Source organism: Cupriavidus sp. 01T418 (assembly GCF_056398885.1).
This window is the reverse complement of the sequence record NZ_JBFTQG010000014.1, coordinates 93,191-106,694: the sequence shown is the minus strand read 5'-3', so window position 1 is coordinate 106,694 and position 13,504 is coordinate 93,191. Positions and strand designations below refer to the sequence as shown.

Sequence of the window (13,504 nt, the reverse complement as noted above, 5' to 3'; positions counted from 1 at the left end):
CAACCATGGAAGTCGCAGTAGAAAAAATCGCGGCGCTGCCAGCCCCAAGCAACCGCCAGGTCCTTGGCGCCGTGGCCGCGTCGTGCATGGGCTGGGCGCTGGACCTGTTCGACCTGTTCATCCTGCTGTTCGTGGCGCCGGTGATCGGCAAGCTGTTCTTTCCGTCCGAGCACGCCATGCTGTCGCTGGCGGCGGTCTACGCGTCGTTCGCCGTGACGCTGCTGATGCGTCCGATCGGCTCGGCCATATTCGGCTCCTACGCCGACCGTCACGGCCGCAAGGGCGCGATGGTGGTCGCCGTCACCGGGGTGGGCTTGTCCACGGCGGCCTTCGGCCTGTTGCCCACGGTGGCCCATGCCGGGCTGCTGGCGCCGGCCTTGTTTATCCTGCTGAGGCTGGTGCAGGGCGTCTTCGTGGGCGGCGTGGTGGCTTCCACCCATACCATCGGTACGGAGTCGGTGCCGCCCTCATGGCGCGGCGCGGTGTCCGGGCTGGTGGGCGGCGGCGGTGCCGGGCTGGGCGCGCTGCTGGCCTCTGTTATTTATATGGCAATGACCGCGCTCTTCCCCGGCGAGGCCTTCGATGACTGGGGCTGGCGCTGCATGTTCTTTTCCGGCATTGTCAGCTCGGTGCTCGGCCTGCTGATCTTCAATTCGCTGGAAGAGTCTCCGCTGTGGAAGCAGTTGCAGGCCGCCAAGGGCCACGCGGCGCCGGTGGAGAACCCGTTGCGCACCCTGTTCTCCCGTCAGTACCGGGGCGTCCTGCTGGTCAATATCCTGCTGACCGTCGGCGGCGGCAGCGCCTACTACCTGACGTCGGGCTACCTGCCTACCTTCCTCAAGGTGGTGGTGAAGGCGCCAGCCGGCGAGGGTGCGGCCATTCTCATGGCGAGCAGCCTGGGGGTCATCGTCGCATCGGTGCTGGCCGGCCATCTTAGCTCGGTGGTGGGGCGCAAGCGCGCCTTCCTGCTGATCGGCACGCTTAGCCTGGTCGTGCTGCCCGCGCTCTACCTGCTGATGCCGACGGCGCCAAACGTCGCGATGCTTGGTTTCTACTCGGTGATCCTGAGCATGCTGGGCTGCGCCGGGTTCGCGCCCATCCTGATCTTCCTCAACGAGCGCTTTCCCACCAGCATTCGCGCGACCGGCACGGGTCTGTCCTGGAATATCGGCTTTGCCATTGGCGGCACCATGCCTACCTTTGCCTCGCTGGTGGCCAGCTCGCCGGCGGCGCTGCCGCAGGTGCTGGCGGCCTTCCTGGGCCTGGTCACCCTGGTGTACCTGGCAGGGGCGCTGATCGTGCCGGAGACCTTGGGCCGTATGCGCGACGGGGCATCCGCGCAGCCCGGGGCGCGCTGAACCGCCCCGCGCGGCTTAGCCCGGATCCCCACCGCCCACCGGCAGGACCGTGCCGGTGATATAGGAGGCCTCGTCGGAGGCCAGGAACAGGATGGCGCGCACCTGTTCGCCGATGGTGCCGTAGCGGTGCATCAGGCTGGAGGCGATGGTCTGGTCGACGATGCCCTGGTACCAGGCGGCTTCCTGCGGGGTTGGTTCCGCCGTGTTGCGGGGCACCTTGCGCGGCGGCGCCTCGGTGCCGCCGGTGGCGACCGCGTTGACGCGGATGCCGTCCTGCGCGTGCTCGAAGGCGAGGCTGGCGGTCAGCGCATTGACGCCGCCCTTGGCGGCCGCGTAGGGTACGCGGTAGATGCTGCGCGTGGCGATGGACGAGACATTGACGATCGTCCCCTGCCTGCGCCCGATCATGGCGGGCAGCACGGCGCGGCAGCACCACAGCGTGGGAAACAGGGAGCGGCGGATCTCGGCTTCGATCTGCGCTTCCTCGTATTCCTGGTAGGGCTTGGCCCAGATGGTGCCGCCCACGTTGTTGACGAGCACATCGATGCGGCCGTAGGCCTGCAGCGCGGCGCTGGCCATCTGGCAGGCGCCGGCGTAGGTTTCCAGATCGGCCTGTACTGCCAGTGCCTGGCCGCCATTGGCGACGACTTCCGCGGCGACCTCCTGCACCAGTTCCGAGCGGTCGACCAGCACCAGGCGGGCGCCCTCGGCGGCGGCGGCGAGCGCCACGCCGCGGCCGATCCCTTGCGCCGCGCCGGTGACGATGGCGATTTTTTCGCTAAAGCGCGCGTTTGTGTTCATGGCGTGTCTGCGTTCCGTGGCGTGTGATCAGGCAGCGTTGCTGGCCGAGAATTTTTCATAGTGGAAGCTGCCCGGCGTCACCGCGGCGTCCTGCAGCCAGCCACGCACCGCGTCCACCATGGCGACCGGGCCGCACAGGTAGATGTCGACATCCCCGCCGTTGAGCCAGTCCTGCTCCACGTGCTGCGTCACATAGCCCTTGCGGGTTTCGCTGCTGGCGGGCTCGACCACGCAGGTGCGGTACTCGAAGCCGGCAAGCTTGCGCTGTGCCTCGTCGAGCTGTTCCAGGGCCACCAGATCGATGTCATGCGTCACGCCGTATACCAGGCGGATCGGATGCTGGCTGCCGTTCGCGGCCAGCACGTCCAGCATGGACAGGAACGGCGCGATGCCGGTGCCGCCCGCCAGGAACAGCACCGGGCGGGTCACCTCGCGCAGGTAGAAGCTGCCGTAGGGGCCGGCGAAGGAAATCGGCTGGCCGGGCTGCGCCTCCTTGCTCAGGAACTCGCTCATGCGGCCGTTGGGCACGTTGCGCACCACAAACGCAGTGCGCGTGGCGCCGGGGGCCGAGCTGAACGAGTAGGAGCGGGTCAGGCCGGTGCCCGGGATTTCCACGTTGACATACTGCCCCGCCAGGAAGGTCGGCGCGGCGGTCTCGCCGAGGTCGATCGAGAAGGCGATGGTGGAGTCCGACAGCTTGTCCACCGCCGCCAGCTTGCCCTGGAAGCGGGTCACGCCCGTCTTGCACGCGGCCGACGATGCCGGCACCTTGATCACGCAATCCGAGCGCGGGCGCGTCTGGCAGGCCAGCACATAGCCCTTGGCCGCTTCCTCGGGCGTCAGGGCGTCTTCGATATAGCTCGACTCGGGCAGGTCGTACTCGCCGGACTCGCACAGGCCGCGGCAGGTGCCGCAGGCGCCATCGCGGCAGTCCAGCGGGATATTGATCTGCTGGCGATAGGCGGCATCGGACAGGGTCTCGTTGGCGGCGCAGGTGATGAAGCGGGTGACGCCGTCTTCGAACTGCAAGGCGATGTTGTATTCCATGGCGTGTTTCCTCCGGCGCGTCCGCTCAGATGTGATAGATGTCGATGACCTGGTTGATGTAGTCGTTCTTCAGCACGACGTACTTGTCCAGGATCTGCGGGCGCTCGCCGGCAAAGTCGATGACGTAGCGCGACATGCCGAAGTAGCTGTAGTTGGTCTTGTAGCGGTGGCTCAGCGTGTGCCAGTTGAAGCGCACCGTGCAGACGCTGCCTTCCGCGCGCTCCAGTTCCACGTTGCTGATGTGGTGGCTGGTGCGCGTGTCCGGCATGGTGGCGCTGGAACGCTCGGTCTTGATGCGGAACACGCGGTCTTCCAGGCCCTGGCGGCTCGGGTAGTAGATCAGCGAGATCTCGCGCTGCGGATCGGTCACCAGCGTGTCGTCGTCGTCCCAGGACGGCATCCAGAACGCGGCATCCGGGTGATAGCAGGCCAGCCATTCATCCCATTGTTCGTCGTCCAGCAGGCGGCTTTCCCGGTAGAGGAAGGCCTGGATATCGGCAAGGCTGGTGGTGGCGGCGGTGGTGCTCATGCTTCGCTCCCTGCCTTGCTGGTTTCGGCGCCGGTGGCTTTCTTCATGACGTCCAGCCAGTAGCGGTGCTGCACGGTGTACAGGCCTTCGTCCTCGGTCTTGACGCCGCTCATCAGCGGCTTGAGGCCAATCTTCTGCGCGGCTTCGTCGGCGCCTTCCACCCAGTGCGTGGCGCCGCGGCACATATCGTTCCACTCCAGCGCGCTGCCGGCATAGCCTTGCTGGCAGGCACGGAATTCTTCCAGGTCGTCCGGCGTGGCCATGCCGCTGACGTTGAAGAAATCCTCGTACTGGCGGATGCGGCGGGCGCGCGCCTCGTCCGCCTCGCCCTTGGGCGCGATGCAGTAGATGGTGACTTCGGTCTTGTTCACGGACAGCGGGCGCAGCACGCGGATCTGCGAGCCGAACTGGTCCATCAGGTAGACGTTGGGATACAGGCACAGGTTGCGCGAGTTCTGGATCATCCAGTCCGCCGTCTGCGCGCCGCAGCGCTCGGCGAACTCCTCGCGCCGGCTGAAGTTGGGCCGGTCTTCCGGATTGGCCCAGCGCGACCACAGCAGCATATGGCCGTGATCGAAGGCGTAGAAGCCGCCCCCTTGCCGCCCCCAGTTGCCCGCGTCCATGGCCCGGATCTTGTCCTCGCGGAGGTTCTCCTGCTTGCGGTGGTTGGTGGTGGCGGCGTAGTTCCAGTGCACTGCGGAGACGTGGTAGCCGTCGGCGCCGTTCTCCGTTTGCAGTTTCCAGTTGCCTTCGAAGGTATAGGTGGAAGCGCCGCGCAGCACTTCGAGCCCGTCGATGGACTGGTCCACGATCATGTCGATGATCTTGGCGGCTTCGCCCAGGAAATCCTTGAGCGGCGCCACATCCGGGTTCAGGCTGCCGAACAGGAAACCACGATAGTTCTCAAAGCGCGCCACCTTCTTCAGGTCGTGCGAGGCTTCCTTGTTGAAGCAATCGGGGTAGCCGGCGCCTTCCGGGTCCTTGACCTTGAGCAGCTTGCCGCTGTTGTTGAAGGTCCAGCCATGGAAGGGGCAGGTGTAGGTGGCCTTGTTGCCGCGCTTGTGGCGGCACAGCATGGCGCCGCGGTGCGTGCAGGCGTTGATCAGCGCGTTGAGTTCGCCCTGGCGGTTGCGCGCGATCACGATCGGCTGGCGGCCGATGTAGGTGGTGTAGTAGTCGTTGTTGTTGGGGATCTGGCTTTCATGCGCCAGGTAGATCCAGTTGCCCTCGAAGATATGCTTCATCTCGAGTTCGAACAGGGCCTGGTCGGTGAAGGCGCTGCGATGCAGCCGGTAGTCGCCGGTTTCGCGGTTCTCCACCAGGTAGTCGTCCAGTCGCTTCAGGGTCGGGCTGTGGTCCGGGTAAATGGGGATCATGAGGTGTCTCCAGCATCCGTGGCGGATGCGCGGGGCCGTGAGGGGTCCTCAGGCGGCCCTGATGTTGCTTGCGCGGCCGGCGGGTGCGCCGGCCGCGTGGTTCCTGTCGTGGGGACCGCTTACGCGGCGGCGCGCGTGCGCTCGACTTCCGGTGCCGGCGCTGCCGCGCAATCACCGTACAGGCGGAAATCGAAATCGATCGAGGCGAACGGCTTGTTCAGGCCGCGCGCGGCAATTTCCTGCGGCGCATCGATGCGCTCGACCGCCGGCACCAGCCCCTCGCGGCTGGCGAAGGCGAAGTCGTCCCACAGGTACGCATCGCCGTCGATATTGATCTGGGTGGTCAGCTTGCGATGGCCGGGCGCGGACACGAAGAAGTGGATGTGCGCGGGACGGCGGCCATGGCGGCCCAGCAGGTCCAGCAAACGCTGGGTGGTGCCTTGCGGCGGGCAGCCATAGCCCATCGGCACGTTGCTGCGGAACTGGTAGCGGCCCTCGCTATCGGTCACGATGGTGCGGCGCAGGTTGAAGTCCGACTGGGTCTTGTCGAAGAACGAGTAGTTGCCCAGCAGGTTGGCGTGCCAGACCTCCACCGAGGCGCCGGGCAGCGGCTTGCCGTCGACGCCGAACACCGTGCCCTGCATGAACAGCACTTCGCCCTTGCCGTCCTCGCTGCCGTCGTCGAGCCGGGCAACGCCCACGCTGGACGGTGCGCCGGCTACGTACAGCGGGCCCTCGATGGTGCGCGGGGTGCCGCCGATCAGGCCGGCCTTCGCCTCCGCTTCGTCGGCGCGGATATCCAGGAAGCGCTCCAGGCCCAGGCCGGCGGCCAGCAGGCCGAGCTCCTGGCTGGCGCCGGCCTCGGCGAAGTACTCGATGCCTTTCCAGACTTCGCTGGCGCTCAGGTCAAGATCCTCGATGGCCTTGAACAGGTCGGTGGCCAGGCGGACCACCACGCTTTGCGCACGCGCGTCGACATGGCCCTTGGCGGTGTCGACGACGAACGCTTTCACCAGCGCTTCGATTTCCGGGTGAGTCATTTTGTCTGCTCCTTGTCTCTGGTTTTCTGGGTGGGGCCCGTCTTGCAGGGCCTCGCTTGCGCCTCGGCGCAAGGTCATCGGCGGGGCGGTGCGATTCGAATTAGAATGCCAAAAAGGTATAAAAAATCGTTGTCACAGCCTGATGCGAAGAATAGGAGCGCTAAATTTGGCGGTCCAACACTGTTTTAGTATCGGCTGAATACTCAAAAGGTATAGTCGTGGACTTGCGTCACTTACGTTACTTTGTCGCCGTCGCGGAGGAACTCAACTTCACTCGCGCCGCCGAACGGCTGCATATCGCCCAGCCACCGCTAAGCCGTCAGATCCAGCAGCTGGAAGAGGGCCTGGGGGTGCAGCTATTCGAGCGCAACGCGCGGCCGCTCAGGCTGACCGAGGCGGGGCGCTTCTTCCATGCGCACGCCCTGCAACTGCTGGCGCAGGCCGCGGAGCTGGAGTCGATGACCCGGCGGGTGGGGCAGATCGAGCGGAAGATGTCGCTCGGCTTTGTCGGCTCGACGCTGTACGGCATGCTGCCCAAGATCATCCGGCGCTTCCGCACGGCGCACCCCGAGATCGAGCTCAGCCTGCACGAGATGACCACCATGGACCAGATCGCGGCGCTCAAGCAGGGCACCATCGACGTGGGGTTTGGCCGCATACGGCACGAAGACCCCAGCGTGCGCCGGGTCGTGCTGCGCGAGGAGCGGATGATCGTGGCGCTGCCGGTCGGACATCCGCTGTCGCTGGTCAAGCACGTGGTGTCGCTGCACGACCTGCTGGGCGAGACCCTGATCATCTTTCCCAAGGCGCCCCGTCCCAGCTATGCCGACCAGGTGCTGGCGGCGTTCCACGACCGTGCCTTGCAGCCGGGGCGCATCCATGAGGCGCGAGAGCTGCAGATCGCGCTGGGGCTGGTGGCGGCGGGGGAGGGCATTGCCATCGTCCCGAGCAGCGTGCATGGCCTCAAGCGGGACGACATCAGCTACCTGGAACTGGACGATCCCAACCTGGTGTCCCCCATCATCATGAGCACGCGCAGGCTCGACGAGACGGAGGAAATCCGCAGCATGCTCGACACGATCTACCGGCTGTATGAAGAGGAGAAGCTGGTGTACCTGCCCCCGGGCAAGGAGCAGGGCTAGCGCGGAGGAATGGCGGCCTGGAGAGGGTGACCGTTGATTTTATTGGATTTTTCTTTATCCACTCTTATATAAGATATAAGACGTTTGACCTAAAACGCACTTCCCTTTAGAATCGCGGCACAACCGGTTTTTGCAACCCTATTACTCCGCAGGTTCCCATGCTTGAAAACTATCGCGCCCATGTTGCCGAACGCGCCGCGCTTGGCATTCCTCCTCTGCCGCTGACCGCCAGGCAGACCGCGGAGCTGATCGAATTGCTGAAAGCGCCCCCTGCGGGTGAAGAGCAGGTCCTGGTCGACCTGGTCACGCATCGCGTGCCGGCCGGCGTGGACGATGCCGCCAAGGTGAAGGCCTCCTACCTGGCCGCCGTCGCGCTGGGCAAGGAAGTCTGCCCGCTGATCTCGCGCGCCAAGGCAGCCGAGTTGCTGGGCACCATGCTGGGTGGCTACAACATTTCCCCGCTGATCGAACTGCTGGACGATGCCGAGATCGGCACCGTTGCCGCCGAAGCGCTCAAGAAGACGCTGCTGATGTTCGATGCCTTCCATGACGTCAAGGAAAAGGCCGACAAGGGCAACGCCAACGCGAAGTCGGTGCTGCAAAGCTGGGCCGATGCCGAATGGTTCACCAGCCGTCCGGAAGTGCCGGAAAGCCTGACCGTGACCGTGTTCAAGGTCACCGGCGAAACCAATACCGACGATCTGTCGCCCGCCCCGGACGCCACTACCCGCCCGGACATCCCGATGCACGCGCTGGCGATGCTCAAGAACGCGCGCCCGGGCATCACCCCGGAAGAAGACGGCAAGCGCGGCCCGGTCAAGTTCATCGAATCGCTGAAGGACAAGGGCAACCTGGTTGCCTACGTGGGCGACGTGGTCGGTACCGGTTCCTCGCGCAAGTCAGCCACCAACTCGGTGCTGTGGTTCACCGGCGAAGACATCCCCTTCGTGCCGAACAAGCGTTTCGGCGGCGTGTGCCTGGGCAGCAAGATTGCCCCGATCTTCTACAACACCATGGAAGACGCAGGCGCGCTGCCGATCGAGCTGGACGTGTCGCAAATGGAAATGGGCGACGTGGTCGAACTGCGCCCCTATGACGGCAAGGCCCTGAAGAATGGCCAGGTCATCGCCGAATTCACCGTCAAGTCCGACGTGCTGTTCGACGAAGTGCGCGCCGGCGGCCGTATTCCCCTGATCGTTGGCCGTGGCCTGACCGCCAAGGCTCGCGAGTCGCTCGGGCTGGCTCCGTCCACGCTGTTCCGCCTGCCGAACAACCCGGCCGACACCGGCAAGGGCTTCACGCTGGCCCAGAAGATGGTTGGCCGCGCCTGCGGCCTGCCGGAAGGCCAGGGCATCCGCCCGGGCACCTACTGCGAACCGAAGATGACCTCGGTGGGCTCGCAAGACACCACTGGCCCGATGACCCGCGACGAGCTGAAGGACCTGGCTTGCCTGGGCTTCTCGGCCGACCTGGTGATGCAGTCGTTCTGCCACACCGCGGCGTATCCGAAGCCGGTCGACGTCAAGACCCACCACACGCTGCCCAAGTTCATCAGCACCCGTGGCGGCATCTCGCTGCGCCCGGGCGACGGCGTGATCCACTCGTGGCTGAACCGCATGCTGCTGCCCGACACCGTCGGCACCGGCGGCGACTCGCACACCCGCTTCCCGATCGGCATCAGCTTCCCGGCAGGTTCGGGCCTGGTGGCATTCGCCGCCGCCACCGGCGTGATGCCGCTGGACATGCCGGAATCCGTGCTGGTGCGCTTCAAGGGCAAGATGCAGCCCGGCGTGACGCTGCGCGACCTGGTCAATGCCATTCCGCTGTACGCCATCAAGGCGGGCCTCCTGACCGTGGCCAAGCAAGGCAAGAAGAACATCTTCTCTGGCCGCGTGCTGGAAATCGAAGGCCTGCCCGACCTGAAGGTCGAGCAAGCGTTTGAGCTGTCCGACGCTTCCGCGGAGCGTTCGGCCGCCGGTTGCTCGGTGCGCCTGAACAAGGAACCGATCATCGAATACATCAACAGCAACATCACGCTGCTGAAGTGGATGATCGCCGAAGGCTACCAGGACCCGCGCAGCCTGACGCGCCGCATCCAGGCCATGGAAGCCTGGCTGGCCGATCCGAAGCTGCTGGAGCCGGATGCCGACGCCGAGTACGCCGCCGTGATCGAGATCGACCTGGCCGACGTGCATGAGCCCATCCTGGCCTGCCCGAACGACCCGGATGACGTCAAGACCCTGTCGGAAGTGGCTGGCGCCAAGATCGACGAAGTCTTCATCGGTTCGTGCATGACCAACATCGGCCACTTCCGCGCAGCCTCCAAGCTGCTCGAAGGCAAGCGCGATATCCCGGTCAAGCTGTGGGTTGCCCCGCCGACCAAGATGGACGCCAAGCAGCTGACCGAAGAAGGCCACTACGGCGTCTTCGGCACCGCAGGCGCCCGCACCGAAATGCCGGGCTGCTCGCTGTGCATGGGTAACCAGGCGCAAGTGCGTGAAGGCGCGACGGTGATGTCGACCAGCACCCGCAACTTCCCCAACCGTCTCGGCAAGAACACCAATGTGTACCTGGGTTCGGCCGAACTGGCGGCGATCTGCTCGCGCCTGGGCCGCATCCCGACCAAGGAAGAGTACATGTCGGACATGGGCGTGCTGAACGCCAACGGCGACAAGATCTACAAGTACATGAACTTCGACCAGATCGAAGACTTCAAGGACGTGGCGGATACCGTGACGCTGTAAGCGGCACCGGTTTTCGACAGATACGCCTTGGTACTACGCATTACTAGTCGCCAATGACCGTCCCCTGTTTGCCCGGAAACGCGCGCCAGGGGCGGCATTGGCATTAACCAATGCATGGTCCGGTGCGAGCATTTTGCCCATGCCGACCACTGGGGTTGCCCTCCCAATTTTTTTGAGCTTTGTGTTTTAAAGGCATATCAAGCTCAATCCCACCTCTCGCAGGCCGAGTGTCCCTCCAGACACCATTCCGGCCGCCATAACGCCCCAACTCTGGCTACGCTAGTGACCTCGGACATTAAAGTCCTTGCACGACCCGTGGCTCCGGCGTGCCATTGACGGTCCTTCTCCCTACAGCCGAAGGCTGTATCAGGCCGGTCGAGCCACTCACCAGGGGAGTCAGCGCGGCGACATCCGGGCAGTGGTACGCCAATCACGCCAGACGCTCTGGCGTCGACAGACAACTGTCTTCTTCAGTCAATGCATGTTGTTTCCACTTTGAAACGGTCATGCCAAAGTGCTTTCTGAACCAGAAGGCGAAAGCGCTGGCACTTGAGAATCCGAGAAGATCCGCGAGTTCGGCGAGCGAGCGGTCGCTGTCGAGTATCTGGCGGGACGCGAGTTCAGCCCTGATCGACTGAAGCAAGGAGAAGAAACTTACGCCCTCTGCGGAAAGACGGCGATGCAATGTTCTGCGGTCTACCCCAAGGTGCTTTGCCACCTGATCCGACGTACACCTTCCGCTGGGCAACATGGCAACCACGACATGCCGAACGGTGTGCGTCGCGCTTTCAACTGAATCAGAAAGCGCCTGGTCCAGAAATCGACGGACATATGGCGCCATGCGGTAGTCATTGCCAGATATCGGTACAGCCAGATCCCGCGCGGCGCAGACGATGCCGTTGAAACTCGCATTGAACTCGACGGCGACGCCGAACAGTGCCTTGTGACATGAGGCATTGCGCGGTGGACGGTGCTCGAAACAAACGCTTCGGGGACGCCATGTTGGCCCCAATAGCTCTTCGATGGTCCGGTATAGCACGCCCACTGCCAGTTCAATCGACTGCCGCACTGGGAGCCTGCCGGTGTCCAGCATCTTCTCTCGAATCAGCACAGCGTCCTCGTAGTCCTCAATGCTGGTCAACAGCGTGGCATTGATCAGCCGCATGTATCGACACAGGTTCTCCAGCGCTTGCCGCACATTTGGGGCTTCCCGCATCACAACGCTGATCGGCCCCATGTTGGACAGTCGCCGGTTCATGGCGAGTTGCAACCCGAAGTCCTCCACACCTGCCGCCTGGGCGCTGTCCTGAAGTACTCGGCGTACTGCTGCGGTACTGACAGGTGTGTCCGGGTCGAGAAGGCTGCGGGGATTCAGTCCTGCCTTGCGCAACAGGCCGTCCGGATTGAGTCCGTGGTAGCGCGCCAGTTCCGCGTAGCCGGCAAGGCTGGCGCTTCGGACCAGGGGGATGTGCTGCGGCATGGTTGTGTCCCAATTTAGACATTACACGTCCCAAATGATACATCGATACCGACGTTGCAGAGGTATCCTTCGGATGCTGGCCTTGGTTCCATGGGGGGCCAGCCCGCGGTGCAGGACTGCATACCAACATCAGGAGTAGACGCGAGCCGTTGGCAAGCTCGCGTGCTGCACCAGCTCAAACGGAATTCCATCATGACAAGATCCACTGTGCTCATCGTGCCCGGTCTGCGTGACGAGGTTGCGCAGCATTGGCAAACATTGCTGGCGGAGCGGTTGCCCGATGCCCGTACGGTGCCGCCCATGGGGCGGGAAAATCTTGACTGCTCCCGCCGGGTCGCGGCGATCGAGCAGGCGGTGGCAGCCATCGACGGGCCAGTCGTGCTGGTCGCCCACAGTGGCGGCTGCATCATGCTTGCTCACTGGGCCCTGACAACCGCACACGCGGCACGAATCAAGGGCGCGCTTCTGGCATGCCCACCTGACTTTGAACGCCCCATGCCGGAAGGCTACCCGACACTGTCCGCGATACAGGCCAGCGGTTGGCTCCCGGTACCGCGCCAGCGGCTACCGTTTCCAAGCCTGGTCGCGACCAGCCAGGACGATCCGCTGGGCGAGCTGTACAGGGTTCTCGAACTCGCACTAGCCTGGGGCAGCGACACGACGGACCTGGGCAAGGTCGGTCACCTGAACCCGGCATCGGGCTACGGCCCATGGCCGATGGCCGAACAGTTGATTGCGCAGCTCGACGCAGCGCTCTGATCTCCGAGGTGCACTGAGGCTACGTCGCACCGCTGACTGAGCAAAGGGCAGCTCTCAACGCAAGAGCTGCCTGCTTATCCCGCGCTGCAGGACCTTGGCCCGATGCCAAGGTTCCGTGCGCACTGTTCGATGGCGCGGCCGCCGCAATGATTTTGCAGAAACGAGAGGAGACCATATGCACAAGAAAATGAGAGGAGACCATATGCACAAGAATTACAGAATGCAAGGGCGTCGCTGGGTGCTGGCGGCAGCCTTGGGGCTGGCGTGCGGCGTGCCTGCCGCGCATGCGCAGGTGAGTTGGACGAGCAAGCCCCTGCGCCTGGTCGTGGGGGGGCCCGGCGGCGGTACCGCCGATGCGGTGGCGCGCGTGCTGGCCGAAGGGTTGCACCAGAAGCTGGGCAGGCCCGTGATTGTCGAATCGAAGCCGGGTGCGGCTGGAGCCTTGGCAATCAGCGATCTGATCAATAACGGCAAGGATGGCTCGACCTTTCTGGTGATCCAGGGCGGTGCCGTCAGCGAAACGCCGCTGGCCATCAAGGTGCACTACCAGCCGTTCAAGGACCTGAAGCCGCTGGCACAGCTCAGCCGCACAGCACTGGTGCTGGTCGCCAACAATGAATTGCCGGTCAACAACCTGCGGCAGTTGGCCGAGTACGGCAAGGCGCAGAAAGAGGGCGTGCTGTTCGCTTCCTACGCGACGGGTATGCGTGCCCATACATCGGGGATGTTGCTGGGGCAACTGCTAGGCATTTCGATGAGGCATGTGGGCTACAAAGGATCGCCGCCTGGGCTGACCGATCTGATGGGAGGGCATGTGCCCTTGATGATGGATGGCTTGTTGACGTCGCTGCCGCTCATCAAGGCTGGCAAGATCAAGGCGCTGGCCGTGAACTACCCAACGCGTGCATCTGAATTGCCGAATGTGCCCACATTCAAAGAGCTGGGCTATCCGCAACTTGCAGATACTACTGGCTGGATGGGCGTTTGGGCGAATCCCGCTGCGCCAGCCGAAGCCCAGCAAGCGATTCGTGATGCCTCGCTGAAATTCTTCGCGCAGCCGGATACCCAGAAAAAACTGCGTGAAATGGGCATGGAGCCTGGAAGCAATGACACGCCCGAGGAGCTGGCAGCCGGCCTGAAGCAGGCGTACAAGAAACAGGATGAGATCCTGAAGTCCATTAACTATCAGCCTGAATAAACGCCAGGGAACCGCTCTTGTGGACCTCTC

At 64.1% G+C, this 13,504-nt stretch carries 11 protein-coding genes; 5 read left to right on the top strand and 6 right to left on the bottom strand.

What is annotated here, in order from left to right; all coding sequences use genetic code 11:
• The first annotated feature begins 5 nt into the window (after positions 1 to 5).
• Complete coding sequence (locus AC1DQ3_RS16665) at positions 6 to 1,358, top strand: MFS transporter (RefSeq protein WP_477121270.1); 1,353 nt, start codon at positions 6 to 8, stop codon at positions 1,356 to 1,358.
• A gap of 15 nt (positions 1,359 to 1,373) precedes the next feature.
• Here AC1DQ3_RS16665 and AC1DQ3_RS16660 read toward each other — a convergent pair whose 3' ends face one another.
• From AC1DQ3_RS16660 to catA, 5 genes are all read right to left on the bottom strand, one after another.
• Complete coding sequence (locus tag AC1DQ3_RS16660; RefSeq protein WP_477121269.1) at positions 1,374 to 2,159, bottom strand: 1,6-dihydroxycyclohexa-2,4-diene-1-carboxylate dehydrogenase; 786 nt, start codon at positions 2,157 to 2,159, stop codon at positions 1,374 to 1,376.
• A gap of 27 nt (positions 2,160 to 2,186) precedes the next feature.
• Positions 2,187 to 3,206, bottom strand: a complete 1,020-nt coding sequence (benC, locus tag AC1DQ3_RS16655; RefSeq protein ID WP_477121268.1) for a benzoate 1,2-dioxygenase electron transfer component BenC — start codon at positions 3,204 to 3,206, stop codon at positions 2,187 to 2,189.
• A 25-nt stretch (positions 3,207 to 3,231) separates the two neighbouring features.
• On the bottom strand, positions 3,232 to 3,735 hold the full coding sequence (gene benB, locus AC1DQ3_RS16650; protein WP_477121267.1) for a benzoate 1,2-dioxygenase small subunit: 504 nt from the start codon (positions 3,733 to 3,735) through the stop codon (positions 3,232 to 3,234).
• Positions 3,732 to 5,111 (bottom strand): benzoate 1,2-dioxygenase large subunit, encoded by a 1,380-nt coding sequence (gene benA / locus AC1DQ3_RS16645; RefSeq protein ID WP_477121266.1) that lies wholly within the window; start codon positions 5,109 to 5,111, stop codon positions 3,732 to 3,734. The genes benB and benA overlap by 4 nt, the downstream gene beginning before the upstream one ends.
• 119 nt (positions 5,112 to 5,230) lie before the next feature.
• Entirely contained in the window at positions 5,231 to 6,151 is a 921-nt protein-coding gene (catA, locus tag AC1DQ3_RS16640) for a catechol 1,2-dioxygenase (protein ID WP_477121265.1), read from the bottom strand.
• A gap of 218 nt (positions 6,152 to 6,369) precedes the next feature.
• Here catA and AC1DQ3_RS16635 point away from each other — a divergent pair, with 218 nt between their 5' ends.
• Positions 6,370 to 7,293, top strand: a complete 924-nt coding sequence (locus AC1DQ3_RS16635) for a LysR family transcriptional regulator (RefSeq protein WP_477121264.1) — start codon at positions 6,370 to 6,372, stop codon at positions 7,291 to 7,293.
• Positions 7,294 to 7,451: 158 nt separating this feature from the next.
• Positions 7,452 to 10,037, top strand: coding sequence for a bifunctional aconitate hydratase 2/2-methylisocitrate dehydratase (gene acnB, locus AC1DQ3_RS16630; RefSeq protein WP_477121263.1), 2,586 nt, complete (start codon positions 7,452 to 7,454; stop codon positions 10,035 to 10,037).
• 430 nt (positions 10,038 to 10,467) lie between these two features.
• On the opposite strand, the gene AC1DQ3_RS16625 is transcribed toward acnB, so the two are convergent.
• On the bottom strand, positions 10,468 to 11,517 hold the full coding sequence (locus AC1DQ3_RS16625; protein ID WP_477121262.1) for an AraC family transcriptional regulator: 1,050 nt from the start codon (positions 11,515 to 11,517) through the stop codon (positions 10,468 to 10,470).
• A 192-nt stretch (positions 11,518 to 11,709) separates the two neighbouring features.
• On the opposite strand from AC1DQ3_RS16625, the gene AC1DQ3_RS16620 reads away from it, so the two are divergent.
• On the top strand, positions 11,710 to 12,276 hold the full coding sequence (locus AC1DQ3_RS16620) for an RBBP9/YdeN family alpha/beta hydrolase (RefSeq protein WP_477121261.1): 567 nt from the start codon (positions 11,710 to 11,712) through the stop codon (positions 12,274 to 12,276).
• Positions 12,277 to 12,478: 202 nt separating this feature from the next.
• Positions 12,479 to 13,474: a Bug family tripartite tricarboxylate transporter substrate binding protein gene (locus AC1DQ3_RS16615; RefSeq protein ID WP_477121295.1), complete on the top strand. Its 996-nt coding sequence runs from the start codon at positions 12,479 to 12,481 to the stop codon at positions 13,472 to 13,474.
• Positions 13,475 to 13,504: the final 30 nt, after the last annotated feature.